This is a genomic window from Aeromonas sp. FDAARGOS 1403, from assembly GCF_019047325.1.
GTDB lineage: Bacteria > Pseudomonadota > Gammaproteobacteria > Enterobacterales > Aeromonadaceae > Aeromonas > Aeromonas dhakensis.
Genome location: NZ_CP077249.1, coordinates 2,102,799 through 2,128,717 on the forward strand (window position 1 = coordinate 2,102,799; position 25,919 = coordinate 2,128,717).

The 25,919-nt window shown below is 64.1% G+C and carries 18 protein-coding genes; 9 read left to right on the forward strand and 9 right to left on the reverse strand.

The window, feature by feature from the left end; all coding sequences use genetic code 11:
• The first annotated feature begins 16 nt into the window (after nt 1–16).
• The 5 genes from accA to pdxY all read left to right on the forward strand — a co-directional run bounded on the left by accA (nt 17) and on the right by pdxY (nt 8,138).
• Nucleotides 17–967, forward strand: coding sequence for an acetyl-CoA carboxylase carboxyl transferase subunit alpha (accA, locus tag I6L33_RS10075; RefSeq protein ID WP_005303428.1), 951 nt, complete (start codon nt 17–19; stop codon nt 965–967).
• A gap of 400 nt (nt 968–1,367) precedes the next feature.
• Entirely contained in the window at nt 1,368–2,894 is a 1,527-nt protein-coding gene (cadC, locus tag I6L33_RS10080; protein ID WP_201880358.1) for a lysine decarboxylation/transport transcriptional activator CadC, read from the forward strand.
• Between the two features lie 764 nt (nt 2,895–3,658).
• The gene (gene cadB / locus I6L33_RS10085; protein ID WP_017764129.1) at nt 3,659–4,993 is read left to right on the forward strand and encodes a cadaverine/lysine antiporter; all 1,335 of its coding nucleotides are present in this window, start codon (nt 3,659–3,661) and stop codon (nt 4,991–4,993) included.
• A gap of 77 nt (nt 4,994–5,070) precedes the next feature.
• Nucleotides 5,071–7,203: a lysine decarboxylase CadA gene (locus I6L33_RS10090; protein WP_211028285.1), complete on the forward strand. Its 2,133-nt coding sequence runs from the start codon at nt 5,071–5,073 to the stop codon at nt 7,201–7,203.
• Nucleotides 7,204–7,274: 71 nt separating this feature from the next.
• Nucleotides 7,275–8,138: a pyridoxal kinase PdxY gene (gene pdxY / locus I6L33_RS10095; protein ID WP_211028286.1), complete on the forward strand. Its 864-nt coding sequence runs from the start codon at nt 7,275–7,277 to the stop codon at nt 8,136–8,138.
• Nucleotides 8,139–8,145: 7 nt separating this feature from the next.
• Here pdxY and I6L33_RS10100 read toward each other — a convergent pair whose 3' ends face one another.
• Nucleotides 8,146–9,564: an MATE family efflux transporter gene (locus I6L33_RS10100; RefSeq protein WP_005303418.1), complete on the reverse strand. Its 1,419-nt coding sequence runs from the start codon at nt 9,562–9,564 to the stop codon at nt 8,146–8,148.
• Nucleotides 9,565–9,663: 99 nt separating this feature from the next.
• A complete protein-coding gene (locus I6L33_RS10105; protein WP_065018166.1) occupies nt 9,664–10,578 on the reverse strand; it encodes a LysR family transcriptional regulator in 915 nt (304 codons plus the stop codon).
• 507 nt (nt 10,579–11,085) lie between these two features.
• Between I6L33_RS10105 and I6L33_RS10110 the strand changes: the two genes are divergently transcribed.
• Both I6L33_RS10110 and yjeH read left to right on the forward strand, forming a co-directional pair.
• Entirely contained in the window at nt 11,086–12,381 is a 1,296-nt protein-coding gene (locus I6L33_RS10110; RefSeq protein ID WP_005303413.1) for an HAAAP family serine/threonine permease, read from the forward strand.
• Between the two features lie 177 nt (nt 12,382–12,558).
• Nucleotides 12,559–13,839: an L-methionine/branched-chain amino acid transporter gene (yjeH, locus tag I6L33_RS10115; protein ID WP_216973993.1), complete on the forward strand. Its 1,281-nt coding sequence runs from the start codon at nt 12,559–12,561 to the stop codon at nt 13,837–13,839.
• Between the two features lie 40 nt (nt 13,840–13,879).
• Here yjeH and I6L33_RS10120 read toward each other — a convergent pair whose 3' ends face one another.
• From I6L33_RS10120 to I6L33_RS10135, 4 genes are all read right to left on the reverse strand, one after another.
• Nucleotides 13,880–14,419, reverse strand: coding sequence for a GNAT family N-acetyltransferase (locus I6L33_RS10120; RefSeq protein ID WP_216973994.1), 540 nt, complete (start codon nt 14,417–14,419; stop codon nt 13,880–13,882).
• Nucleotides 14,420–14,491: 72 nt separating this feature from the next.
• On the reverse strand, nt 14,492–16,225 hold the full coding sequence (locus tag I6L33_RS10125; RefSeq protein WP_216973995.1) for an ABC-F family ATP-binding cassette domain-containing protein: 1,734 nt from the start codon (nt 16,223–16,225) through the stop codon (nt 14,492–14,494).
• Nucleotides 16,226–16,588: 363 nt separating this feature from the next.
• On the reverse strand, nt 16,589–17,026 hold the full coding sequence (locus tag I6L33_RS10130; RefSeq protein ID WP_005303404.1) for a PliI family lysozyme inhibitor of I-type lysozyme: 438 nt from the start codon (nt 17,024–17,026) through the stop codon (nt 16,589–16,591).
• A gap of 111 nt (nt 17,027–17,137) precedes the next feature.
• Nucleotides 17,138–19,168: a M13 family metallopeptidase gene (locus tag I6L33_RS10135; protein ID WP_024941006.1), complete on the reverse strand. Its 2,031-nt coding sequence runs from the start codon at nt 19,166–19,168 to the stop codon at nt 17,138–17,140.
• A gap of 126 nt (nt 19,169–19,294) precedes the next feature.
• On the opposite strand from I6L33_RS10135, the gene tilS reads away from it, so the two are divergent.
• Nucleotides 19,295–20,635, forward strand: a complete 1,341-nt coding sequence (tilS, locus tag I6L33_RS10140) for a tRNA lysidine(34) synthetase TilS (protein WP_216973996.1) — start codon at nt 19,295–19,297, stop codon at nt 20,633–20,635.
• A 66-nt stretch (nt 20,636–20,701) separates the two neighbouring features.
• Here the strand turns inward: tilS and I6L33_RS10145 are convergent, their stop codons facing one another.
• The gene (locus I6L33_RS10145) at nt 20,702–21,622 is read right to left on the reverse strand and encodes a GGDEF domain-containing protein (RefSeq protein ID WP_005303398.1); all 921 of its coding nucleotides are present in this window, start codon (nt 21,620–21,622) and stop codon (nt 20,702–20,704) included.
• A 100-nt stretch (nt 21,623–21,722) separates the two neighbouring features.
• Between I6L33_RS10145 and I6L33_RS10150 the strand changes: the two genes are divergently transcribed.
• Nucleotides 21,723–23,675 carry a cation:proton antiporter gene (locus I6L33_RS10150; RefSeq protein ID WP_054545359.1) on the forward strand — a complete coding sequence of 651 codons (1,953 nt, stop codon included), beginning with the start codon at nt 21,723–21,725 and terminating at the stop codon, nt 23,673–23,675.
• 66 nt (nt 23,676–23,741) lie between these two features.
• On the opposite strand, the gene I6L33_RS10155 is transcribed toward I6L33_RS10150, so the two are convergent.
• A complete protein-coding gene (locus tag I6L33_RS10155; protein ID WP_024941010.1) occupies nt 23,742–24,887 on the reverse strand; it encodes a patatin-like phospholipase family protein in 1,146 nt (381 codons plus the stop codon).
• A 121-nt stretch (nt 24,888–25,008) separates the two neighbouring features.
• Nucleotides 25,009–25,878: an alpha/beta hydrolase gene (locus tag I6L33_RS10160; protein WP_216973997.1), complete on the reverse strand. Its 870-nt coding sequence runs from the start codon at nt 25,876–25,878 to the stop codon at nt 25,009–25,011.
• Nucleotides 25,879–25,919 lie beyond the last annotated feature (41 nt).

The window sequence follows — 25,919 nt, forward strand, 5'->3', positions numbered from 1 at the left end:
AGGATCTATAGTCCCTATGAGTCTTTTTCTGGATTTTGAACAGCCGATCGCCGAGTTGCAGGCACAGATCGATGAACTGCGCCATGTGAGCGAGCACAACAGTGCCGTGGATCTGAGCGAAGATATTCGTCGGCTGGAGAAGAAAAACGAAGAGCTGACCAAGAAGATCTTCGGCGATCTGGGCGCCTGGCAGGTATCCCAGATGGCGCGTCATCCACAGCGCCCCTATACCCTCGACTACATCGAGCACATCTTCACCGATTTCGACGAGCTGGCCGGCGATCGCGCCTATGCCGATGACAAGGCCATCGTCGGCGGCATCGCCCGTCTGGACGGCGAGCCTGTGATGGTCATCGGCCACCAGAAGGGGCGCGAGACCAAGGAGAAGATCAAGCGCAACTTCGGCATGCCGCGCCCGGAAGGGTACCGCAAGGCCCTGCGCCTGATGGAGATGGCCGAGCGCTTCAAGATGCCGATCATCACCTTCATCGACACCCCGGGCGCCTACCCGGGCGTCGGTGCCGAGGAGCGTGGCCAGTCCGAAGCGATTGCCCGCAACCTGAAAGTGATGGCCGGTCTGACCGTGCCGGTGGTCTGCACCGTGATCGGTGAAGGCGGCTCCGGCGGCGCCCTGGCCATCGGTGTCGGCGATCGCGTCAACATGCTGCAGTACTCCACCTACTCCGTCATCTCGCCGGAAGGCTGTGCCTCCATCCTGTGGAAGAGCGCCGACAAGGCACCGGTGGCTGCCGATGCCATGGGCATCACGGCCCAGCGTCTGAAAGAGCTCAAGCTCATCGACAACATCGTTGAGGAGCCGCTCGGCGGCGCCCACCGCAACGTGGAGAAGATGGCCAAGCACCTGAAAGACCGCATCCAGCAGGATCTCAACGCCCTGCGTCCCCTCGACAACGAGCAGCTGCTGGAGCAGCGCTACCAGCGTCTGCTGGGCTACGGCTACTGCTGAGCCCGGTCGGGAACAAATGGATGATGAAAGGCCCTCGCACTGCGGGGGCCTTCTTTTTTACGGCGGCAGGCGCCCTGTCGGCAGGGAAAAATCCTGTCCATATGGATACCTGTTGGCACGATGTTTGCCAAAACCCCCATGTTGGATCAATTCAGCGGCGATTTGTGGCCAAAAAAAGTGGGATCCCACTCCCGTTTTGCTTAAAGTGACCCTTTCCGATCGACCCGATCGGCATGCCCGCAAGGACGCTCTGCGGACGTAAACAGGCCAGCCCGGCCTGACTCACAGGAATGTTCACCCCGCCGGCGGCACTGCCTTTTGCAGCGCCCTGCTGCCCGTTCAGCCGCCCGGTGTTACGTCACTCTCATCTTGCATCGTCTCCATCTGCAGCGAGTGAATCATGAGCGAATCGGTTTTTGAGATCCACGACTGGACCCTGAGCGTCGACGACAACATGCTCTGTCGCCCCGACCGCGAGGTCTACCTCGAGCCCCGGCTGGTCAATCTGTTGCGCTTCCTGGCGAGCAACGCCGGCACCGTGTTCGGGCGCGACTGCCTGATCAACGAGGTGTGGGACGGCGCCGAGGTGACCGATCAGGTGGTCACCCAATCCATCTTCGAGCTGCGCAAGATCCTCAAGGATGGCCGCAACGACGCCGCCGACTACATAGTCACAGTGCCCAAGCGCGGCTACAAGCTGGTGGCGCCGGTGCGGCCGCAGCAGGTGGTCTCGGTGGTGATGGCAGGCGAGCAGGAGAGCGTGAGTGCCCCCCGGCCGCCGCTTGCGGCGCCAGCCATCGATGAAGAGGAGGAGCAGGCCAACGTCACTCCCTTCCCGGCCGGCCCGCTGACCCGCGCCGTCACCACCCATGCCCGGGAGGGGGGCAGCCGCTGGAAGCTGGTGGGGTTCGATATTTTCGTGGTGGCGATCCTGGTCACCCTGGTCAGCCTGCTCAGTTATCAGCACGCCAGCCCCCAGGTGCACTCCATGCTGGATCCCGAGCTGCTGGTGTTTCGTTTTCACTCCGGCATGGATGGCAGCAACGAGAACGTGCGCCTCGCCGACGGCATCACCCGCGCCCTGATGGGGGAGGTGGCCGCCGCTACGCCGCTGCGGGTGCAGTACGGCGCCAACACCCTGATGGGGGGCATCCTGCCCGGCAAGGAGTTGAGCGTACGGGTCTCCCGCCAGCCGGGGGGCACCTATCTCGATCTGGAGTACCGCAACATCAACACCAACCGGGTGCTGTTCAGCCACCAGTACCAGCTCAGCCGCCACAACGTGCACGGGGTCTTGCAGGCGAGCAGCCGGGATCTGCTGAGCGCCCTCAATCAGCCCGACGCGCAGCCTGGCATGGGCTGGCCCACCGATGACGGCGCCTTGATGGCCATGATGGAGGCGCACTACTACATCAACAGCCAGGATCCGGTGGCCCTCAAGCGCGGCGTCGAGCTGCTCGACAAGTCGCTGACCAGCCAGCCGGATCAGCCGCTGCTGCTGGCGGAGCGCTATCTGGCCGGGGAGGCGCTGGCAACCCTGACGGGCACCCCCCAGAGCGACCGGTTGCAGCAGATAGGTGCTCACCTGGCCCGGGTGGTTCAGAGCCAGCCGTTGCAGCCGGCCCGGGTGTGGGAGGCGCTGACCCTGCAGGCCATTCTGGGCGGCCAGCAGCAGGAGGCCAACCGTCTGCTGGGCGAGGCTGGCAGCCGGGGTCGTTCTGTGCTCTATCACATATTGCGCGGCAAGCTGGCGGAGCTGGACGGTCACCCGGAAGCGGCGGGGGATGCCTACAGCCAGGCCTTCCTGATGGAGGCGACCGAGCAGACCTACCTGCTCTGCCAGCAGCTCGGCTTCTACAGCAACATGGAAACCCTCACCCCGGCGCTGTTCAACGCCCTGGGCCAGAGCAAGGTCAAGCTGTTCTGAGCGGCGCCGGCCGCGCTCTGCCCCGCCGATCGCAGGCCGCCCACGGGCGGCCTGCGTATTTCTTGCCCTCCCATGGGCACTCGGGCTTGCTTCCCTATCCCTATCCCTATCCCTATCCCTATCCCTATCCCTATCCCTATCCCTTGCCCGCAGCAACGACTGGCCATGGCAGGCCTGTGGCGGCGCCATCCCCCTGTTCCATCCTCTGCTGATCAAGCTCCGGCCGCCATTTGCAGCTGCAGCCTGTCGATGCCGACAGTCGTGACCGTCGCCCCGGCGACCTGGCCGCCTTAGTCAATATCGCACCGTGTCATCACTGCGTCTGTTTGGTGTGGGGGGGGGGGTTATGTCGGCCAAGGTGGCCTCGGATCATGCAAAGTGAGGGGTGAAGGAAGGGCGGTGAGGGGAAAAGGGGGTCGCTTTGGCATATGCAGTTCGGGGGAGAGGGGGTTGTTGGCCCAGCTGCACCGCAGCGGGTCATCAGAAAAATATCAAGGTGGTTCGGGTGGCACCGAGTGCTCTCATCAAGGGGGGCAACGGATATCAAGGTTTTATCAAGATGCTTGCGGCGCCTTCAGTCAACTTGCTGTTTTAACTCTGTTTTTATCAGCGTCGACAGGCGGGCTGAAAAAGTTTGCTCATGTTTTTATCCCTTAGCGGGACTTTATGTTTTCCGGGGCGCAGAGGCCTAGTCTGTGGCCATTGATTGGCGGAAGGCTCCGCCAAGCGTGTGTTTGATGCCTTAATATCGACCCGGAGATTTTATGTCCCTAGATACGAGCAAGAAGATCGGCCTTGTCGCCTGTACAGGTGTAGTGGCCGGCAACATGATGGGGAGCGGTATCGCGCTGCTGCCCTCGGCCCTGGCCACCATAGGTTCCATCTCTGTGTTCAGCTGGGCCATCTGCCTGGTCGGCGCCATGGGGCTGGCCTTCGTGTTCGCCCGCCTGGCCACCAAGAACCCGCAAGAGGGCGGCCCCATCGCCTACGCCGGCGAGATCTCCCCTGTGTTCGGTTTCCAGACCGGCGTGCTCTACTACCACGCCAACTGGATCGGCAACCTGGCCATCGCCATCACCGGCGTCTCCTACCTCTCCGTCTTCTTCCCGATCCTCAACAGCCCGATCCCGGCCGCCGCGGCCACCATCGCCGCCGTCTGGATCTTCACCCTAGTCAACCTGCTTGGCGGCAGCTGGGTGAGCCGGCTCTGTACTTTGGGTCTGGTGCTGATCCTGCTGCCGGTGGTGGGCACCGCCCTGGTGGGTTGGGGTCACTTCGACAGCGCCGTCTACAGCCAGAACTGGAACACCACCAGCGGCAGCGACCTGCATGCGGTCATCAGCGCCGTGCTGATCTGCCTCTGGTCCTTCGTGGGGGTAGAGTCTGCCGCCGTCTCTTCCGGCATGGTGAAGAATCCCAAGCGCACCGTACCGCTCGCCACCATGCTGGGCACCGGTATCGCGGGGGTCATCTACATCCTCTCCACCCAGGTGATCAGCGGTATGTTCCCGGCCGGTGAAGTGGCTGCCTCCGGCGCCCCGTTTGCCATGGCCTCCTCCGTCATCTTCGGCAACTGGTCCGCACCGTTCGTCTCCGCCTTCACCGCCCTGGCCTGCTTCACCTCGCTGGGCTCCTGGATGATGCTGGTGGGCGAGGCGGGCAAGCGCGCCGCCCACGACGGCAACTTCCCGAAAATCTACGGCGAAGTGGACAAGAACGGCGTGGCCAAGAAGGGTCTGATCCTGGGCTCCCTCAAGATGACTGCGCTGATGATCGGCCTGACTGCCTTCACCTCCCAGTCCGCCCACGCGGCCGATCTCTTCAACGTGCTGACCACAGATGCGGTGCTGCTGACCATGCTGCCCTACTTCTACTCCAGCATTAACCTCATTCGCTTCGAGGGCATGACCTCCCGCAGCATCGGCGCCATGATCTTCTCCGGTGTGGCCTGCGTCTTCTGCCTGATTGCCCTGATGGGGGCCAAGGGTTCCAACCTCACAGCAACCTTCGTGGTGTCGCTCATCATCCTGATGTTCTACGCCAAAAAACTGGGCCTGCGTCAGCACGATGCCCTGCTGAGCGAACAGCCCAGCAACTGATTTCCCCTTTTATCTTCCGAGCGCTCTTCACTCACCATCCCTGATGGAGAGCGCCCTCTTACGTGTGGAGCATCAAGATGAACATCATTGCCATCCTCAACCACCTCGGCGTTTTCTTCAAAGAAGAACCCATTCGCCAGCTGCAAGCCTCCCTCGAGCGCAAGGGTTTCGAGGTCGTCTATCCGGTCGATGTGGCCGACTTGCTGAAACTCATCGAGAAGAACCCCCGCGTCTGCGGTGCCATCTTTGACTGGGACAAATACTCCCTGGGTTTGTGCAAGGAGATCCACGATCGCAACGAGAAGCTGCCGATCTTCGCCTTCGCCAACGACCAGTCCACCCTGGACATTCACCTGACCGACCTGCGCCTGAACGTGCACTTCTTCGAGTACCGTCTCGGCATGGCTGACGACATCGCCCTCAAGATGGGTCAGGCCACCCAGGAGTACCAAGATGCCATCCTGCCGCCCTTCACCAAGGCGCTGTTCAAGTACGTGGAAGAGGGCAAGTACACCTTCTGTACCCCGGGTCACATGGGCGGTACCGCCTTCCAGATGAGCCCGGCCGGCAGCATCTTCTATGACTTCTACGGCCCGAACGCGTTCAAGGCGGACGTCTCCATCTCCATGCCGGAGCTGGGCTCCCTGCTGGATCACTCCGGTCCGCACAAGGAAGCCGAAGAGTACATCGCTCGTACCTTCAACGCCGATCGCTCCTACATCGTCACCAACGGCACCTCCACCGCCAACAAGATCGTCGGCATGTACTCCGCGCCGGCCGGCAGCACAGTGCTGGTGGATCGCAACTGCCACAAGTCGCTCACTCACCTGATGATGATGAACGACGTGACCCCGATCTACTTCCGTCCGACCCGCAACGCCTACGGCATTCTGGGTGGCATCCCGCAGAGCGAATTCAGCCGCGACACCATCGCTGCCAAGGTCGCCGCTACCCCGGGTGCCCAGGCGCCGCGCTACGCCGTGATCACCAACTCCACCTATGACGGCCTGCTCTACAACACCGGCTTCATCAAGGAGGCGCTGGACACCCCCTACATCCACTTCGACAGTGCCTGGGTGCCCTACACCAACTTCAGCCCGATCTACGAAGGCAAGTGCGGCATGAGCGGCGAAGCCATGCCGGGCAAGGTGTTCTACGAAACCCAGTCCACCCACAAGCTGCTGGCGGCCTTCTCCCAGGCGTCGATGATCCACATCAAGGGTGACGTGGAGGAAGAGACCTTCAACGAAGCCTTCATGATGCACACCTCCACCTCGCCGCAGTACGGCATAGTGGCATCGACCGAGATCTCCGCTGCCATGATGCGTGGCAACACCGGCAAGCGGCTGATCAAGGACTCCATCGATCGCGCCATCTCCTTCCGCAAAGAGATCAAGCGTCTGCGTGAGCAGAGCGAAGGCTGGTTCTTCGATGTATGGCAGCCGGACAACATCGACACCGTCGAGTGCTGGAAGCTGGATCCGAAGGATGACTGGCACGGCTTCAAGGACATCGACGACGACCACATGTACCTGGATCCCATCAAGGTGACCCTGCTGACCCCGGGCATGGGCCGTGATGGCCAGCTGCTGGAGCGCGGTCTCCCGGCGTCCCTGGTTTCCAAGTTCCTGGACGAGCGCGGCATCGTGGTGGAGAAGACCGGCCCCTACAACCTGCTGTTCCTCTTCTCCATCGGTATCGATCAGTCCAAGGCGATGCAGCTGCTGCGCGCCCTGACCGAGTTCAAGCGCGGTTACGACCTGAACCTGACCATCAAGAGCATTCTGCCGAGCCTCTATCGTGAAGACCCGAGCTTCTACGAAGGGATGCGCATCCAGGAGCTGGCCCAGCGCATTCACGAGCTGACCAGCAAGTACCGTCTGCCGGAGCTGATGTTCAAGGCATTCGACGTGCTGCCGGAGATGAAGATGACCCCGCATGCCGCCTGGCAGCAGGAGCTGGCCGGCAACGTGGTGGAAGTGCCGCTGCGCGACATGGTGGACCGCATCAGCGCCAACATGATCCTGCCGTACCCGCCGGGAGTGCCGCTGGTGCTGCCGGGCGAGATGGTGACCCAGGATTCCCTGCCGGTGCTCGAGTTCCTCGAGATGCTGTGCGAGATCGGGGCCCACTACCCGGGCTTCGAGACCGACATCCACGGCCTCTATCGTCAGGCCGATGGCAGCTACACCGTCAAGGTGCTGCGCTAATCACAGTGACAACAACGGGCCGCAAGGCCCGTTTTTCCCATTTTGGTTCATCCATTTTTTTGCGAGTCAGCATGAAGCGAGTTCTCTCCATCCAGTCTCACGTGGTGTTCGGTTGCGCCGGCAACAGCGCCGCCGTGTTTCCCATGCGCCGCATGGGGCTGGAGGTGTGGCCCGTCAACACGGTGCAATTTTCCAACCATACCCAGTACAGCGCCGGCTGGCAGGGGATGGTGATGCCAAACGGCCATATCCGCCAGCTGATGGCGGGGCTGGCCGACATCGGCGTACTGGGGCAGTGCGATGCGATCCTGAGCGGCTATCTCGGCTCGGCCGAGCAGGGGGAGGAGATCCTGGCGGCGGTGGCTCACCTCAAGGCGCTCAATCCGGCCGCCCGCTATTTTTGCGACCCCGTGATGGGGCATCCCGACAAGGGGTGCATCGTCGCGCCCGGCGTCGCCGATTTTCTGAAAAACCGCGCGCTGGCCTGCGCCGACCTGCTGGCCCCCAATCTGCTGGAGCTGGAGCAGCTCACCGGCCGTGAGATCCACAATCTGAGCGAGGCACTGGCGGCGTGCCAGCAACTGCGTGAGGGTGGCGTCGAGCTGGTGATGGTCAAGCATCTGGGCCGCGCCGGCTTGAGCCTGGATCGGTTCGAAATGCTGCTGGTGTGCGAAGAGGGGGCGTTTCATATCTCGCGCCCCCTCTATGAGTTTCAACGTCAGCCCATCGGAGTGGGGGATCTGCTGAGTGCCACCATGCTGGCCAACCTGCTGGCGGGCTTTACGCCGGTGGCGGCGTTCGAGCGCACCAATGCCAGCGTGGACATGGTGCTGGCCCGGACCTGGCTGGCGGGCGCCTACGAGCTGCAGCTGGTGGCCGCCCAGCAGGCGCTGGTCGAGCCCGAGATCCGCACCTGCGCCAGCCGGCTGGGTTAGCCGCGCATCAGCCTGCGCGCCGTGCCAGCGTGACCTGCTGGCGGGCAAGCGCCTTGGGCGAGCGCCTGGTGTGCGGGGCGCAGGCCAGCTTGAGCTGGTGCCACTCGCGCCACAGCAACCAGCACAGTGGCAGGGTCAGCAGCAGCACAGTGGTGGGCTGGGCCAGCAGCACGCCGTCGCGGCCCCACCAGAGCGGCAGCATGAAGATCAGCGGCAGCAGCAGCAGGGTCTTGGCGATGGAGATGAACAGCGCCTGACGGGTGCGCGCCATGGATTGCAGCAGCACGATGCCGAACATGATGATCCCCTCCAGCGGAATGGCGCCGAGGTTGAGGGTCAGGCTGCTGATGGCGGCCGCGAGCAGCTCGCCATCCTGATCGCCGGTGTAGAGCATGGCTACCTGGCGCGGCAGCAGCTGGATCAGCAGCCAGACCGCCAGACCGTAGACGAGCGTGATCTTGAGCCCCATCTCCATCAGGAACTTCAGATCGCGATGGCGCTTGGCGCCGGCCGCCTGACTGACCAGCGGCTGGATGCCAAAGGCCAGCCCCTGCAAGATGACGATGAACACCGCCTCTGTGTAGCCGGCCACGGTGAAGCCCGCCAGATCCTTGACCGAGCCGTGCACCATCAGCTGGCTGTTGTGCAGCATCAGCAGCAGGCCAAGGTTGAATTGGGCGATGAGGCTCGGCAGACCGGTGAACAGCAGGTTGGGCATGGCCGGCAAGCTGGGCAGCAGCTGGCGCCATTCCAGTCGCAATCTGGCGTGACGGGTAAAGAAGTAACCCAGGCCCAGCAGGCTGACCACCCCTTCCGAGATGAGGGTGGCCTGAGCCGTACCGATGAGTCCCAGCCCCAGCCGGCCCACCATGATGTAGTTGAGGATGATGTTGAGGATGGCGCCGCCGCTGACCAGCAGCATGGCGAGCCGCGGCCGGCCATCGTTGCGCAGCAGATAGGGCACCGCCAGGTTGCAGGCCAGCAGCAGGGTGCCGCCGCCGATCCAGTAGAGGTAGTCGCTGGCCTGTTGCCAGGTGTCGGTGCCCTGCTCGATGCCCAGTGCCAGCAGGATGTCGATGTGCCAGTAGTGCAGCAGCAGCGGTGCCACCGTGCCCAGCCCCGCCAGCAGCCAGAGCGCATTGACCAGCGCCTGGCGGGCCAGCCCGGTGTTCCTGGCGCCCTGCTGGAAGGAGATGGCGGTGGCCGCCCCCATGCTGATCATGGCGGCAAGGCCGATCAGCACCATGATGACCGGGTAGACCAGGTTGATACCGGCGAGGCCGGCGGCCCCCACGTAGTGGCCGACGAAGATGCCATCGACCAGGTAATAGGCGCCGGATACCAGCATGGCCATGACGGAGGGGAGGGCATAGCCCCAGAAACGGCGGGTCATCGCCCGCTGGCGCAGAGTGAAATAGGCAGACATATCTGTTCTCTTGGGGAGTTCGATTATCGAGCAGACAGTCTAGATTAATATTGTTTTTGCGATAATCCGGGTTCTACTTGAAGGATTGATGAGCAAAATTCAGTAATTGGTCGGCTGATAGTGGGCTTTCAGCATGTCGATGAGAGCTCGCAAGCCGCTGCCCAGCTGATGCCGGCTGGGATAGAAGAGGTAAAAACCGGCAAAGGTGGGGCACCAGGGCTCCAGCACGGTGAGCAGTTTCCCCTGGGCTACTTTTTGGCTCACCTCCTCTTCCAGACAGTAGGCCAGCCCCAGCCCCGCCTCGGCCGCCCCCAGATAGAGGGCCGGCGTGCTGGTGGTGAGCGGACCCGTCACCTCTATCTCCAGCAGGGAACCCTCCTCCCCGGCGAAGGCCCAGCGGTAGTGATGGGAGGGGGTGAGCCGGTAGCCGATGCAGGCGTGGCGCGACAGCTCGCGGGGGTGTTGCGGGGTGCCGTGTTCGGCCAGATAGGCGGGGGAGGCCACCACCAGATAGCGCTGGGGCGGCCCGAGCGGTACTCCGATCATCTCCTTGGGCAGCAGATCGCCGTAGAAGAGGGCGGCGTCATAGCCATCCTCGATAAGGCGCGGCATCAGCTCCTGTTCCACCACCTCCACCTGCATGCGCGGGTAGCGCACCAGGTAATCGATCAACACTGGGGCCAGCAGGTCGTCGATGGCCCCGCGCGGTGCGCAGATCTTCAGCCGTCCCACCGGTTCGTCGCTGTGACGGGTCAGCTCGTCCAGTGCGCTCTCCAGATGGTTCAGGGTCGGCAGCAGCTGGGTCAGCAGCCGCTGGCCCGCCTCGGTGGGCACCACGGCGCGGGTGCTGCGGTTGAGCAGCCGCACCCCCAGCCGGGTCTCCAGCCCTTTCAGGCTGTGGCTCAGGGCAGATGCCGAGACCCCGAGTTCGAGGGCGGCCTTGCTGAAGCTCTGGTGACGGGCGACGGCGGCAAACACCGCCAGTTCGGCGAGGTCGGTACGGGTGATGGCCATATTAATTCAGCGGAAAAATGTTGAACAACAGGGTACGCCAGGGCGGGGCAAGGCACAACGTGGCCAACAAACAGACATATGTAGCGAAATTGTTGTACCCATAAGGATATAGATACGGGTGAAACTACCGCTATTTGTTAACGGCTGTTCACAAAATTGGGCTCGAAACGTGATCTCTGACGCCAGAAAGGCGATTCCAATCAAACTTTGGTTGATTAATTCAAAAAAACACTGTGATCGCTAAGGGGATTTAATTAGAGTCAGCTCATCGAAACAAAGGCGTGTTAGTGAGTTGTAAAAACTGACGCGTTTGCGGCCCTCGGGCCCACTCCCCACTGGTCTGTTTGTTGCAATTTGGTTGTTACATGGAGTGATGACCAGTTTGCCGGAGCGATGGGAATGAGAATAAAACAGGGATGAACTGCAGGCGTTCCAGGGAAATGGGACAGGGCATCGCGCCCGGTTGACTAGATATTTTCTATTTTCCTTGATGACAGGAACACCCCTATGTCTGACATGAACATTGCAGTAGAAGGCAACTTAGCCAGTAATGCATCTTCCCGTGGCATCAACAAGGCCGATGTGGTCTGGATGCTGGGTCTGTACGGTACCGCCATTGGTGCCGGTGTGCTCTTCCTGCCGATCAACGCCGGTGTAGGTGGCCTGTGGCCGCTGGTTGCCATGCTGATCCTGGCCCTGCCGCTGACCTTCTTCGCCCACCGTGGCCTGACCCGCTTCGTGCTGTCCGGCTCCACCCGTGACGGCGACATCACCGAAGTGGTGGAAGAGCACTTCGGCAAGACCGCAGGCAAGTTCATCACCCTGCTCTACTTCTTTGCCATCTACCCGATCGTGCTGATGTACTCGGTCGCCATCACCAACACAGTCGAGAGCCTGATTGTTCACCAGCTGGGCATGACTGCACCTCCCCGTGCCGTCCTGTCACTGGCACTGATCCTGGGTCTGATGGCGGTTGTTCGTCTGGGCGGCCAGGTCATCGTCAAAGCGATGAGCGTGCTGGTATTCCCGTTCGTGATCACCCTGATGGGCCTGGCGCTCTACCTGATCCCGCACTGGAATGGTGCCATCATCACCGAAGCCCCGGCGCTGGGTGATGCCTTCAACGGCGATTTCATCAAGACCCTGTGGCTGGCCATCCCGGTCATGGTGTTCTCCTTCAACCACTCCCCGATCATCTCCTCCTTCGCGGTGGACAACAAGGGTCGTTACGGTGAAGGTGCCGAGAAGAAGTGCAGCAACATCCTGCTGGGCGCCCACGTCATGATGGTGATGACCGTTATGTTCTTCGTATTCAGCTGCGTACTGAGCCTCTCTCCGGCTGACCTGGCTGCTGCCAAGGAACAGAACATCTCCATCCTGTCCTACCTGGCCAACCACTTCGACAACCCGGTCATCGCCACCGTGGCTCCGCTGATCGCCATGGTTGCCATCAGCAAATCCTTCCTGGGTCACTACCTGGGTGCGCAAGAGGGCATGAACGGCCTGATGGCCAAGGCGCTGCGCGAGAAGGGCAAGAACGTTGACACCAAGCAACTGAACAAAGTCACTGCCGTGTTCATGATCCTGACCACCTGGGCCATCGCCACCATCAACCCGAGCATCCTCGGCATGATTGAAGACCTGGGCGGCCCCATCATTGCCATGCTGCTGTTCCTGATGCCGATGTACGCCATCACCAAGGTGCCGGCCATGCGCAAATACGCTGGCAACATCAGCAACGGCTTCGTGACCATCATCGGCCTGATCGCCATGTCCGGTATCATCTACAAGCTGATTGCCTGATAACTCCGGTTACCCGCTTGAATGAAGAAGCCGCCTCGCAAGAGGCGGCTTTTTTTATGGCCGCTGTCCAGGGCTACGGCCTTGCATAAAACCGGGCATATTCTCGCCGCCGCCCTTAACAAAGGGGCGGGGCAGGCCTAACATGACGGGATGTTTTTCTAGACAGGACAAAAGGATATGTCTGGGTTGAAAAAGGATCTCGGGCTCTGGCAGGGGATGGGGCTGCTCGCTACCTCGCTGCTCGGCACCGGGATCTTCGTGGTGCCGGCGACCGCCGCCTCGCTGGCGGGTGGGGCTTCGCTCTGGGCCTGGTTGCTGCTGATTGCGCTGGTGCTGCCCATCGCCTTTACCTTCGCTCGCCTCGGCCGTCGTTATCCCCACGCTGGCGGGGCGCCGCACCTCATCGGCCTTGCCTTTGGCAACGGCGCCGAGCGCTTCTCCGCCTTCCTGTTTCTGGCCGTGCTGCCGGTGGGCCTGCCCGCCGCCCTGATGATCGCCGCCGGCTTCTGGCATGCCCTATTCGATCTGGGGGAGTGGACCCTGTGGGGTATCCAGTTGCTCACCCTGCTGGGGGTATTTTTGCTGGGGCTGCGGGGGGCGCGCTCCTCCGGCAACCTGCAGTTGCTGATCGCGCTCGCCATTTTGGGGCTCACCCTGCTTATCTGGTTCAAGGGGGATATCAGCTGGCGCGACGTCGCCCGGCCGCTGCCGACGACGGAGGAGTGGCCCGCCATGGCCACCGCGCTGGCGGTGATGTTCTGGTGTTTCGTGGGGCTCGAGGCCTTCGCTCACATGGGGGAGGAGTTCAAGCGACCGGAGCGGGATTACCCTATCGCCCTGCTCGGTGGGGTACTGCTGGCGGGGCTCATCTACTGGGTGCACTCCTTGGTGGTGCTCAAATACGGCCTCTACGGCGATGAGGCGACCAACGCCACCGCCATTCCGGCCCTGCTCTCGCTGCTGTTCGGCCCCACCGCCAAGTGGCTGGTGGCGGTGCTTGGCTACCTCTCCTGCTTTGCCAGCATCAACATCTACATTCAGGGCTTTGCCCGGCTTATCTGGAGCATGGCGCGCGAAGGCAAGCTGCCCCCTTCGCTGGCGGTGCTTACCGCTCGCGGCGCGCCGCTGCTGGCGCTCGGTCTGGTACTGCTCATCTGCCTGCTCTGCATCACCCTCATCATCTGGTTGCGGTTGCCCCTCGATGAGCTGATCCGCTACGCCAACGGCAACTTCGTGCTTGTCTACCTGCTCTGCATGGCGGCGGGCTGGCGTCTGCTCGGCGGAGTGGGCAAGGGGCTGGCGGGGATAAGCGTGCTGCTCTGCGCCTTGGTGCTGGTGGCGCTCGCCTCCCAGGTGCTCTATGCCGTCGTGCTGAGTCTGGGGTATGGCTGCTTCTCGTGGTGGCGGCGCAGAGGTCGCCGCTCGGCACCAGATGATCGTGTCTGCGCCATCAAGTAACCCGAAAAAAGCCCCGCAGTGCAGGGCTTTTTGCTGCCTGTCAGCGGCTGGCGGACAGGTCGCTGCGCAAGATGGCGTAGTGGCGCAGGGAGATGAAGCCATCCCCCTTGCGTTCGCACTCCCGCGCCGTGCCCTCGTAGTGAAAGCCGGCCCGCTCCAGCAGACGGGCGGAGGGGCGGTTGGGCTCCTCCACCACCGCCAGCAGCCGGTGCAGCGCTGTGGTGCGATAAGTGAGCGGCAGCCACAGTTGCAGCGCCGCGCTCATCACCCCCTTGCCCCAATGTTCGGGATAGAGCCAGTAGCCCAGCTCGGCCCGCCGGTGCTCAGGGTCGGCATCGTTGTAGCCGATGGCACCGAGCGGTTCGCCCGTGTGCCGGTCACGAATGAGGTGCCAGGCGCCGCAGCCGGTGCGGGTCAGCTCGGCATACCAATCCATCTGGGCCTGGCACGCCGTCAGGCTGTCGTAGCTGACGCCGTAGTAGGCGACGACCCGTGGGTCGGAGAGGCCGCGGTAGATGTGGGGCAGGTCGGCGTCGCTGACGGATTCGAACCGGATCTCGGGAAACATTGAGTCAGTCATGATGGCTCCTTGCGGCCAACCTGAGTTGGCCGCGTGAGTTGAGTGATAAAGAATGGATGATGCTGGCTGGCGTCAGGCAAAGCCGAGCAGGTCGGCAAGGCGCTCCAGCTCGTCACGCCACTGCTGCTGCAGGCGCGGGGTCTGGTGCCTAGGCTTGCGGGCCAGATCGGCGGCGAGCAAGGCATCGAGCTCATACCAGCGTGCCAGCAGTGCCTCTTCGTCATGTGTCGGGCCGGCCGGGGCCTGCCCCATGGCGGGGTCGGCCAGGCTTGCCTTGTCTGCTGCCGGCGAGGGCGGGTTGCCCAGCAGCTCGGCATAGGCCCGCTCGGCGCTGTGAGCCTCCTGGATGCGGCCGTCTCTGATCAACCAGAAGCGGTTGCAACCGCGCTCGATCAGTTCCCGGTCGTGGGAGACCAGCAGCACGCCGCCCGGGAAGGCGGCAATGGCCTCGGCCAGCTCCTCCTTGCCCGCCAGATCCAGGTGGTTGGTGGGCTCGTCGAGCCAGAGCATGTGGTGGCTGCCGAGGGACAGGGCGAGAAACAGCAGCCGTGCCCGCTCGCCGCCGCTCAAGGTGTGCACCTGTTGGCCGTGGCGGGCATAGGGGAAGCCCGCCCGGATCAGCGCCTGCCGCCGTGCCCCCTCAGGCAGAGGGGCCAGCGGGTAGAGGGCGTCGCTCAGGGTGGCGTCGTCCGCCAGCTGCTGCAGGGACTGATCGTAATAGGCGATGCTGGCGCCGGGGTGGCAGTACCAGCCTGCCTGCGGGCTCTGCGCGGCCAGTTCGCGCCAGCACTGGCGCAGCAGGGAGGACTTGCCGGTGCCGTTGGCACCGAGCAGGGCGACCCTGTCCCCCGCCCGCAGCCAGAGTTCCTCGGCCCTCAGCAGCGGCGGCAATGATGGCGCCGGCGCCACGTCGAGGGCCTCCAGCCGCAGCAGGGTGTCGGCTGGCAGGCTCAGTCCGCGCAGCTCGAGCCGCCAGGGGGCCAGCGCCGCGACCTGACTCTGCTCCTCCTGCAGGCGGGCGATGCGTTTTTCCATGGATTTGGCTTGGCGCACCAGCTTCTCGTTGTCATGCTCCCGCCCCCAGAGGGCGAGGCGCTTGCTGCTGGCGCTCAGGCGGTCGATCTCCTTTTGCTCGTCGGCCCGGCGCAGGCGGGCCTGCTCATCCTCGGCGGCCAGCGTCGCCCTGGCCTGGCTGCAGGGCAGGGCGAAGCGGTGCAGCCGACCATCTCGCAGGATCAGGGTCTGATCCGTGACGCTGTCCAGCAGGCGAGCGTCGTGGGAGACCAGCACGAAGGCGCCGCGCCAGCCCAGCAGAAACTGCTCGAGCCAGAGCAGGGCGGGCAAGTCCAGGTGGTTGCTGGGCTCATCGAGCAGCAGCAGGTTGGGTTGGCGCAGCAGGGCGCGCCCTATCTGCAGCCGGCTGTGCTGGCCGCCGCTCAGCGCACTGACCGGCAGCGCAGCCTGGGCCTCCAGCTGCAGTTCGGCCAGCAGCTTGTCCACCTGCCACTCGGCGCTCGGGTCGTTGCCCAGCGCATCCAGCAGCACGGCGCGGGTGCTGAGGGTTGAAAGCCTGGTCGGCAGTTGCTGGGCCACGAACTCGCAGCGGCAGGCGGCAGCCTGCACGACCCGGCCAGCCTGGGGCGTACGCTCGCCCGCCAGCAGTGCCAGCAATGTGCTCTTGCCGCAGCCGTTGGCGCCAATCAGGCCGAGCCGGTCGCCTGCGCGGATGCCAAGTTCTAGGTGGTCAAATAACGGAAGGTGCCCCGCACTCATCTGCAGGGAATGGGTACTCATCAGGGTTGTCATGCTCTTGCTCTCTTAAATCGCGGGATCGAAGATCCCTGTCATCAGGAGCGCTGGCGACAACGGCAGAGTCGAGAAAGGTCTCGGTATGGAAGGGAGTCGGCTTTGCTCGAACCCGCTATCGCAGCGCGATGGTATGCAGGCAAGAGCAGGCGAATGTGCCGAACAGGCGAGCCGAGAACATCGGACACGCTTGGATAACCATTTTTTACCTCCTTGTGTTTCGTTATGGCACGGTGCGGCGATTATAAGCGCAGAAAAAATAACCGTCTATCCATGGCAACGCCCTGTGGATGGGGCGGGAAGGCGCTTTGTCAGCGGCGGGACAAAAAACGCCCCGCTGGGCGGGGCGTGGTGATGGGCATGTCAGTCGCGGGGGGTCTTGAGCGCCTCAATCACATCGTCATTGGGGGCCAGCCCCTCCACGTGATTGAAGTTCTCCACCCCCTCCTGTGGGTTGAGGGTGAAGGCGTCGGCGCTCAGGTAGCTGCCGCTGCCGGCACTCTCGACCACGACGATGAGCTCGGGCTGCTTGTCGCCGTTGAGATCCAGCAGCTTGAGCTCCTTGATGCTGCCATCGCGCGGCAGCACCTTGCCGTCGATGAACTGATCCAGCGGGAACTGGGGGTTGGTGCCGGAGTAGAGGCGCACGTCGTAGCTGCCGGTGGAGGCCGGTTCGCCGCGCCCTTCGCTGACGGTCACTACCTGGCCTGAGGGGAGCGTCAGCTGTTTGAAGAACCCGTCCGCCGCCTGGCTGGCGAGGGGCAGGGTGAGCAGGCCGAGTGTCATGAGCAAGGCTTTCATCGGTTTGACCCTTGTTACTGCGGTGGCGGTTGCCCGCCACCTGTGTTGCTGTGCGGATCGGCCGGGCAGCCCCCGCCGGTTCGCGTCATCCGCCCCTCAGCGGGGCCGTCATTACCAGATCTTGACCCGTTTGGCCGGGTCCAGATAGAGCTTGTCACCTGGCTGGATGTTGAACGCCTCGTAGAAGGCGGGGATGTTCGGCACCACGCCGTTGACCCGGTACTCGGGTGGCGAGTGGGGATCCGAGGCGAGCAGCATCTGCATCAGCTCGGGGCGATACATGCCCTTCCACACCTGAGCCCAGCCGAGGAAGAAGCGCTGCTCGCCGGTGAAGCCATCCAGCACCGGGGCCTCCTTGCCATCCAGCGACAGCAGATAGGCCTTGTGGGCGATGGTGAGGCCGCCCAGATCGCCGATGTTCTCCCCCAGGGTGAACTGGCCGTTGACGAACTGCCCCGCGATGGGCTCGAAGCGGTTGTACTGGGCCACCAGCCGGCTGGTGCGGAAGCGAAACTCCTTGAGATCGGTTGGCGTCCACCAGTCGCGCATCACGCCGTCACCGTCGGATTTGGCCCCCTGATCATCAAAACCGTGGCCCATCTCGTGACCGATCACCCCGCCGATGGCACCGTAGTTGACGGCGTCATCCGCCTGCATGTCGAAGAAGGGGGGTTGCAGGATGGCAGCCGGGAAGACGATCTCGTTGTTGCTCGGGTTGTAGTAGGCGTTCACCGTCTGCGGCGACATGTGCCACTCGTCTCTGTCCACCGGCTTGCCGAGGCGCGCCAGGTTGTCGGCGTATTCGAAGGCGCGGGCGCGCTGCAGGTTGCCCACCAGATCGTCGGCGCGGATCGCGATGGCGCTGTAATCCTTCCACTTGTCCGGGTAGCCGATCTTGGGGCGGAACTTGGCGAGTTTCTCTTTGGCCTGGGCCTTGGTGGCTGGCGACATCCAGTCCAGCTCCTCGATGCTCTGGCCGTAGGCGGTGCGCAGGTTCTCCACCAGCTGCTCCATGCGGGCCTTGGCCTGGGGCGGGAAGTAGCGCTCCACGTAGAGCTTACCGACCGCCTCGCCCAGATGATCGTCCAGCACGCCGAGGGCCCGCTCCCAGGGGGCGCGCTGCTTGGGCGTGCCGCTCAGGGTGGTGCCGAAGAAGGCGAAGTTCTGGGCATCGGTCTGGCTGTCGAGGTAGGGGGCGTAATCGGTGATGAGCTGCCACTTGAGGTAGGCTTGCCAGTCGCCGATCGGGGTCTGCTTCATCACCTCGTTCAGGGCCGCGAGATAGCTCGGCTGGCCGATGACCAGGCTCTGCTGGCCGGCGAGGCCGGCCTGGCTCAGGTAGGCGTCCCAGTCGATGGCGGGGGCGAGGCGTTTGAGCTCGCTCTGAGGCCCCTTGTTGTAGTTCTTCTCCCGATCCCGCAGGTTGACGTTGTCCCACTGGATCTTGGCGAGTTTGCTCTCGAGGGCCAGTACCCGCTTGGCCTTGGCAGCGGCATCCGGCTCGCCGAAGCGGCCCAGCATGGTGGCGATGTGCTGCTCGTATTTCTTGAGCAGCGCCTGGCTGGCGGCATCCGTCTTGAGGTAGTAGTCCCGATCCGGCAGGCTGAGGCCGGCCTGGTAGAGGTAGACGGCATAGCTGTCCGGGGCCTTGGCGTCGGCGTCTATCCAGAAGCCGAAGGGGGCGCCGCCGCCGTTGCGACCACTCTGGGCGAAGGCGCGGGCGAGATCCTGGCTGCTCTTGATCTGCTCGATCTCGCTCAGCATCGGCAGCAGGGGCGTGGTGCCCTTGGCATCGCGGGTCGCCTGATCCAGATAGCTGTGGTAGAGATCGCGGATCTGCTGGGCCTGGGTGCCGGCGGCAGCCTTGCCATCCAGCCCTTCCACCAGCACCCGCACGTCCGCCAGGGACTTGTCCCGCAGCAGGTAGAAGGCGCCGTCGGCGGGCCTGTCGTCCGGGATCTTGGCGGTGGTCAGCCAGTGGCCGTTCACGTAGCGGAAGAAGTCATCGCCGGGTTTGACGCTGGTGTCCATGTTGGCCAGCGCGAGGCCTGAGTGCTTGTTGCTGGTATCCGGCGCCTGACTGCAGCCTGCCAGCAGGGCCAGCCCGATGAGGCCGGCCAGTATGCTTTTCTTATTGTTCATTTTTTGATTCCAATTCGGGTTATATGGCTTCCTTGCCCACGCAGGGAGCGATTCACTCTAGCAGTCGGGTTAGCGCTTGATAAGCCCGACTCTGCTAAGATCGGCCTGGTCGTATTGGGGAAGCCTATGATTTCTCGTATTTATTCTCGCTTTTGTCAGACTCTGCCCGTGCCGGAAGGTTCCCGCGGCTTGCTGGTGGCCTTCAGCGGCGGGCTCGACTCCACCGTGCTGCTGGTGCTGGCGGCCCGCTTCGCGCACGCCCACGGCCTTGCCCTGCACGCCCTGCACGTCCATCACGGCCTGAGCCCACATGCCGACGAGTGGGTGGCCCACTGCGAAGGGGTGTGTCAGCAACTGGCGGTGCCGCTCATCACCGTGCGGGTGCAACTGCAACGGGGTAGCGGCGACAGTCTGGAGGCGCAGGCGCGGGAGGCCCGCTATCAGGCCCTCGCCGTCCAGCTGGGGGAGGGGGAGTGGCTGCTCACCGCTCACCATCAGGACGATCAGCTGGAGACCCTGCTGCTGGCGCTCAAGCGCGGCGCCGGTCTGCGCGGGCTGGCGGGCATGGTGCCGAGCCAGCCCTTTGCCGGCGGCTTGCTGCTGCGCCCGCTGCTCGAGGTGAGCCGGGCCGAGCTGGCCGAGGTGGCGGCCGGCCTCCCCTATGGCTGGGTGGAGGATGAGAGCAATCAGGATGTGAGTTATGACCGCAACTTCCTGCGCCAGCAGCTCATTCCCCAGCTCAAGGCCCGCTGGCCCGCCATGGCCCAGACGGCGGCGCGCAGCATGGCCCTGTGCGCCGAACAGGAGGCGCTGCTGGAGGAGCTGGCCGAGGCCGACTGGCGGCTGGCGGCGGCAGGAGAGGCGCTGGAGATCACGCCGCTGCAGGCCCTGTCAGGTACCCGGCGCAACAACCTGCTGCGTTACTGGATCCGCCGCCAGGGGGGCGAGATGCCCTCCCGCGAGCAGCTCGGCCTGCTCTGGCAGGAGGTGGCGCTGGCGCGGGAAGACGCCAATCCCCAGCTCAACTGGGGGGAGCAGAGCTGCCGCCGCTTTCAGGGCCGGCTTCATCTGGTGCGACCCGGACTGCAGCCTCGTCACGAGCAGCTGGCGTTGAGGGTGGGGGAGACGCTGATCCTGCCGGACGGGCTCGGCGAGGTGCGACTGATCTCGCGGACGGGGGGCGAGGGGCTGCGGCTGCCAGGGGCGGACGAGCCGCTGTCAGTGCGCTTCGGGGTGGCCGCCGGCAGCATGCTCAAGCCGGTGGGGCGCGGCGGCAGCCGGCGCCTCAAGAAGTTGCTGCAGGAGTACGGGGTGCCCTCCTGGCAGCGCGGCCGCATTCCCATCCTCTATTACGGCGAGCAGGTGGCGGCGGTAGGCGAGTTGTTCCTCTGTGACGGATTCATGACGCAGGAGCCAGGCCTGGCCTGGCACTGGCTGCCGGCGGCGGCCTGTCAGCCCCCGCTGTAATCCTCTCTGCAGCAAACGGACAAGGCCGGCATATGCCGGCCTTGTCGTACTCAGCGGCTGGCCGGTTCAGTCCAGCAGGCCGGCCTTGCCCGCCTTCTTGCGGGCGTAGAGGTGAGCATCGGCCGCCTCGTACAGGCTGTGCACGTCCACCCCGGACTGCCAGCTGGCGGCCCCCAGGCTGCAGCCGACCGAGAAGGTGCTGAGCTCCTTGTGAGTCAGCAACATGTGCTGCAGACGCAGCCAGACCGGGCGCCAGGCCTCGGGCTCGGCGGGTTGCAGCAGCAGGGCGAACTCGTCCCCACCGAGGCGAAACGCCTGATCCGTGCTGCGGATGCAGTGGGTCAGCAGCTGGGCGAAGCGGCTCAGCACCAGATCGCCCACCGGGTGACCCCAGGTGTCGTTGATTTGCTTGAAGCTGTCGAGATCCAGCAGTACCAGCACCAGCCCGTGGGATTCCCGGCTGTGCTGCTCCACCGCGCGGCCGATGGCCTCGTCAAAATAGGAGCGGTTGCCGAGCCCGGTCAGGTGATCGAGCCGCACCTGCAGCTCCAGCTGTGACAGGCGCAGATAGAGGGGCAGCGGCAGGCTGAGCAGCTGATGATACTGCTGCAGTACCCGTTGCTGACTGCCGCTCAGGGCGTGTTCGAGGGTGTAGTGCAGCTGGCCCAGCAGCTGGCCATGCTGACCGCGCAGCTCGAACGGGTAGCTGTGCAGGGTCAGGCTGGCCTGGGGGGGATGCTGGATCAGGGTATGCGGCTGGCCGCAGTCGAAGTGCAGGCTGTGGATCCGGACAATTCTTGCCGCACGGTCGGCAAAAGTTGCCAGCAGGCTGCCCAGATCGGTCTGCACCAGCAACTGCTCGAGCAGCTGGTTGCGATCCTGGCTTGCCAGCGGCGTGAGCCGCTCCATCTGGCGAACCCACTGCTCGATGCCATGTCCCAAACCGCTCAATGATGATGTGTTTTCCACGGTACAGCCCTCAAACAACCTACTTCCTGCTGCTTACCTGCAATACCTGTGCCCAAAATATGTTCGATGCGAACAAGGGCGGCTGGCTAGGCTTAAGTAGATAAAAAAGGAGGAAATATTGTACGCAGACGTATTGATCCTGCTGCTTGCCGCCGTCCTGCTGGTGGCGATTTTCCGGCGCCTGGGCCAGCCGGTGATCCTCGCCTACCTGCTCGCCGGGGTCGTGCTCGGCCCCCATGGTGCCGCCGTGATCACCGGCCAGGCGATCATGCAGACCATCGCCGAGCTCGGTATCGTCTTTCTGATGTTTTCGCTGGGGCTGGAGTTCTCGCTGCCCCGGCTCATCGCCATGCGCCGGCTGGTGATCGGGGTGGGCGGCCTGCAGGTGTTGCTCACCTCCCTGCTGTTTTTTGCCATCGCCTGGTGGTGGGGCTTGAGCCTGCCTCAGGCGCTGGTAGTGTCGGGCACCCTGGCGCTCTCCTCTACCGCCGTGGTGATCAAGCAGCTGGGGGATCAGAAGCAGTTGCATACCCGCCGTGCCCAGCTCGGGGTGAGCGTGCTGCTGTTTCAGGATCTGGCGGTGGTGCCGCTGTTGGTGATGATCCCCATTCTGGCCCGGCCGGAGATCCAGGGAAGCGCCCTGCTGGCGGAGATCGCCTGGGCCACCCTCAAGGGGCTGTTTGCCTTGCTGAGCCTGCTGGCGGTGGGCAAGTGGCTGCTGCCACTGCTGTTTCACGAGGTGGCGCGGGCCCGCTCCGACGAACTGTTTGTGCTGAGCACCCTGCTGGTGGCGCTGCTGGCCGCCTCGCTCACCCAGTGGATGGGTCTCTCCATGGCGCTGGGGGCCTTTCTGGCGGGCATGATGCTGGGGGAATCCCACTACCGTCACCAGCTGGAGGTGGACATCCGGCCGTTTCGGGACGTGCTGATGGGGCTCTTCTTCATCACCATCGGTATGACCATGGACTGGCAGCGGGTGGCGCTGGACTGGTGGCTGGTGGCGCTGAGTGTGCCGGCCCTCATCCTGTTCAAGTCGCTGCTGGTGCTGCTGGCCGGCCGGCTGATGGGGGAGCGCAAGCGCGACGCCATGGCGGCGGGGATCATGCTGAGCCAGGTGGGGGAGTTCGGCTTCGTGCTGCTGGCACTGGCCAACCACCACGGTCTGCTCGACCACCGGCTGGTCTCTTTGCTCATCGGTATCGGGGTCACCTCCATCGCCATGACCCCCTGGCTGGTGCAACAGGCTCACCAGCTGGCCCGCTCCCTCACCGATCCGGCCCTGCTCACCCGCTCCGAAGTGGCCCAGTCGGGCCTGAGCAAGAGCCAGCACGTGATCATCGCGGGCTTTGGCCGGGCCGGCCAGACCTGCGCCCGCTTTCTCAAGCAGGAGGAGATCCCCTTCCTGGCTCTGGATCTCGACCCCGAGCGGGTGAGCGAGGCCAAGTCGGCGGGGGAGCAGGTGGCATTTGGCGATGCCAGCCGGCGCGACATCCTGCTGGCAGCCGGCCTGCTGCGGGCCAGGCTGGTGATCATCACCTTTGACGATCCCAAGCGGGTCGAGGCCATGCTGGCGCTCATCAGGGAGCTGGCCGGGGAGGTGAAGGTGCTGGTGCGCACCCGCGATGACAGCTTCCTGGAGGCGTTCAAGCGGGCGGGGGCCTTCGAGGTGATCCCCGAATCCCAAGAGGGGGCCCTGATGCTGGTTTCCCACCTGCTGCTCAACTGCGACATCCCCATCGGCCGGGTGATCCGGCGCATGGAGCATGAGCGCAGCAACCAGTATCGCTTCCTGCACGGCTTCTACTGGGGAGATCAAAGCGCCGCCAATCTGGAGACGGATCAGCTGCTCGAGCGGCTGCACCCCGTGCTGCTGCACGAGCAGGCCTGGGCGGTGGGGCGTTGCGTGCAGGCGCTGGGGCTCGATGCGGTGCGGATCAGGGAGGTGCAGCGGGGCACACAGCGGCTGGAGCCCAGACCCGAACTGGTGCTGGCGACGGGGGATAAGCTGGTGCTGTTTGGCAATGCGGTGGCGGTGGAGCAGGCGGAGCAGCGCCTGCTGGAGGGGCGCTGATCCCTGAGCCCATGTTGCACCAGCCCTGCTGCCAATGCCGTCCCAGCCTCGCTTGAATGCCCCGGCTCAGGCCTCGACCCGTACCGCCTCCTCTAGCCCCAGAAACTGTTCGACCCGCTGGCGCTCGTTCAGGGTATCCAGGTAGCCCAGCTTGATCAGCTGCTGGCAGTAGCCGGGATAGAACATCAGGAAACTGGCCAGGCTGCTGGTCTCGTCCCCCGTCACCCCCAGTACCCGCAGCAGGCGGCGCAGATGCACTGGCAGCTTGCGCAGATAGGCCAGCGCCAGCAGATCGAGATCCTGGCTCGGCTTGAGCACGCAGGTCTCCACCCGTTTGAGTTTCAACCGGTTGCGCTCCCGCTCCGGGATGAGATCCAGGGTCTGGTTGATGCGCCACAGCCGCTCCAGATCCGAGTTGAGGGTATCGGTGAAGACGGTGTCCAGCAGGTGGCTGGCGATGTTGGAGCTGGTCAGGTGGCCATGGTGGAAGGTGGGCGCCGTGTGCGCCGGCGGATCCAGGGTGATCAGCAGGATCCGCTCCGCCCCCAGGTGGATGGCAGGACTGAGCGGGCTCAGCTGATGGATAGAGCCATCGCCGTAGAACTTCTCGCCGATGTGGGTGGCCGGGAAGACAAACGGCAGCGCCGAGGAGGCGAGCAGGTGATCCGAGGTGAGCAGGGTGCGCAGCCCGCGCCGTCTGGCCCGCTCCCACGGCAGGTGCTCGGCTCTCCCCTGAAAGAAGGTGGTGGAGAGACCGTCGTCGTAGTCGGAGGCGGTGATGGCCAGCGCCTCCAGGCTGCCGTAGAGGATGTTGTCGTCGATGCGGTGATAGTCGATGAGCTGATCCAGCAGGCGGCGCAGCGGCGCGTTGTCGAACAGGTGAAAGGCGTGGTTGGTGTGGGGATTGACGAGCCCCGCCGAGCCCTCGTACATCAGTCGCCACAACAGGCGCCCTGGGTGAAAGTCGAAGATGTGGTGGGTCTCGAAACGGCGCCAGACCCACTCCAGCTTGCGCACTCCCAAATGAAAACAGGAGGCGTAGCAGGCCAGTGCGGTGACATTGATGGCGCCAGCCGAGGTGCCGCACAGGATGGGAAACGGAATGCCGAGATTGCGGGGATAGAACTCGGCGATCGCCTTGAGGGCGCCGACCTGGTAGGCGGCGCGGGCACCACCACCGGTCAACAGAAGAGCTGTGTTGGGTCTGGCCATGATACTGCGCCTTATGCATGCCACTGGGGGTGTTGCCACCGAGCAATTTAACTATAAGACGCTGTATCAAATATAAAAACAGGCCTGCCAACCATTTTTTGCAGGCCCTTTTTGAGGCTGTTTAGTTGTCGCGGCGGGCGGCGCTCAGCTGATCGAAGGCGGCGAAGGCCGGGGCACTGGCGAGGATGCGGCCGTGGCCGAGGCCGCGGGTGCTCACCAGCCGGGTGCGGCCATCCTGGGTGGCGCGCAGGGAATCGCCGTGCGGGGCGAAGCGATCCTCCTCGTCGTGCACTATGATGGCGGCCCCGCTGCGGCCGGCGAGCCGCCCCAGCGGATCGACCGTGCTCAAGGGGTGCTGGTACTCCTGCTCAATCTCCTTGACCACCGCATCGAACAGCCGGATGGAGTAGCCGGAGCGCGCCACCATGCCGTAGAGCTGGGGCACGTAGTCGAGCACCGGCGAGATGAGCAGCAGCGGCAGGGCATCCAGCTCGCGTCGACGGCTGGAGAGGGTGACGGCGCCCCCCATGCTGTGGGCGATGACACCCTGCAGCGGGCCGCACTCCGCCGTCATCTTCTCCACCAGTTCGTCGAAGGCACGCACGAAGCGGGGCAGGTGGCCGGTATGGCCGGCGCTGTGGCCGTGGGCCGGGTGATCGTAGGCAATGGCCGTGAAGCCCTGGGCCGCAATGTGGCTCATCAGCGGGTAGAACTGACTGGCGCTGCCTGACCAGCCGTGCATCAGCAGCCAGACCGGCCCTTGGCCGAGCCGGTAGCTCATCAGGGTGCCTTCGCTGGTGTGTACGGCCTGCTTGGCCAGTCCGGCCGGTGCCGAGTCATCCCGCTGGTTGCGCTGGGGGGTGAGCAGCAGCTTGCTGGCGGTACGCTTGGCATGAGCGGGGGCCAAGGTGTGATGCAAGCGGGTGCCAAGGCCGAGCAGCCATTTGCTCGGGCTGAAGCGGCGGGTGTTGAAGTAGATCTTGCTGCTCATGGTCATCCTGTGGTTTTTATGTGCGAACGGTCGTGCTTTTT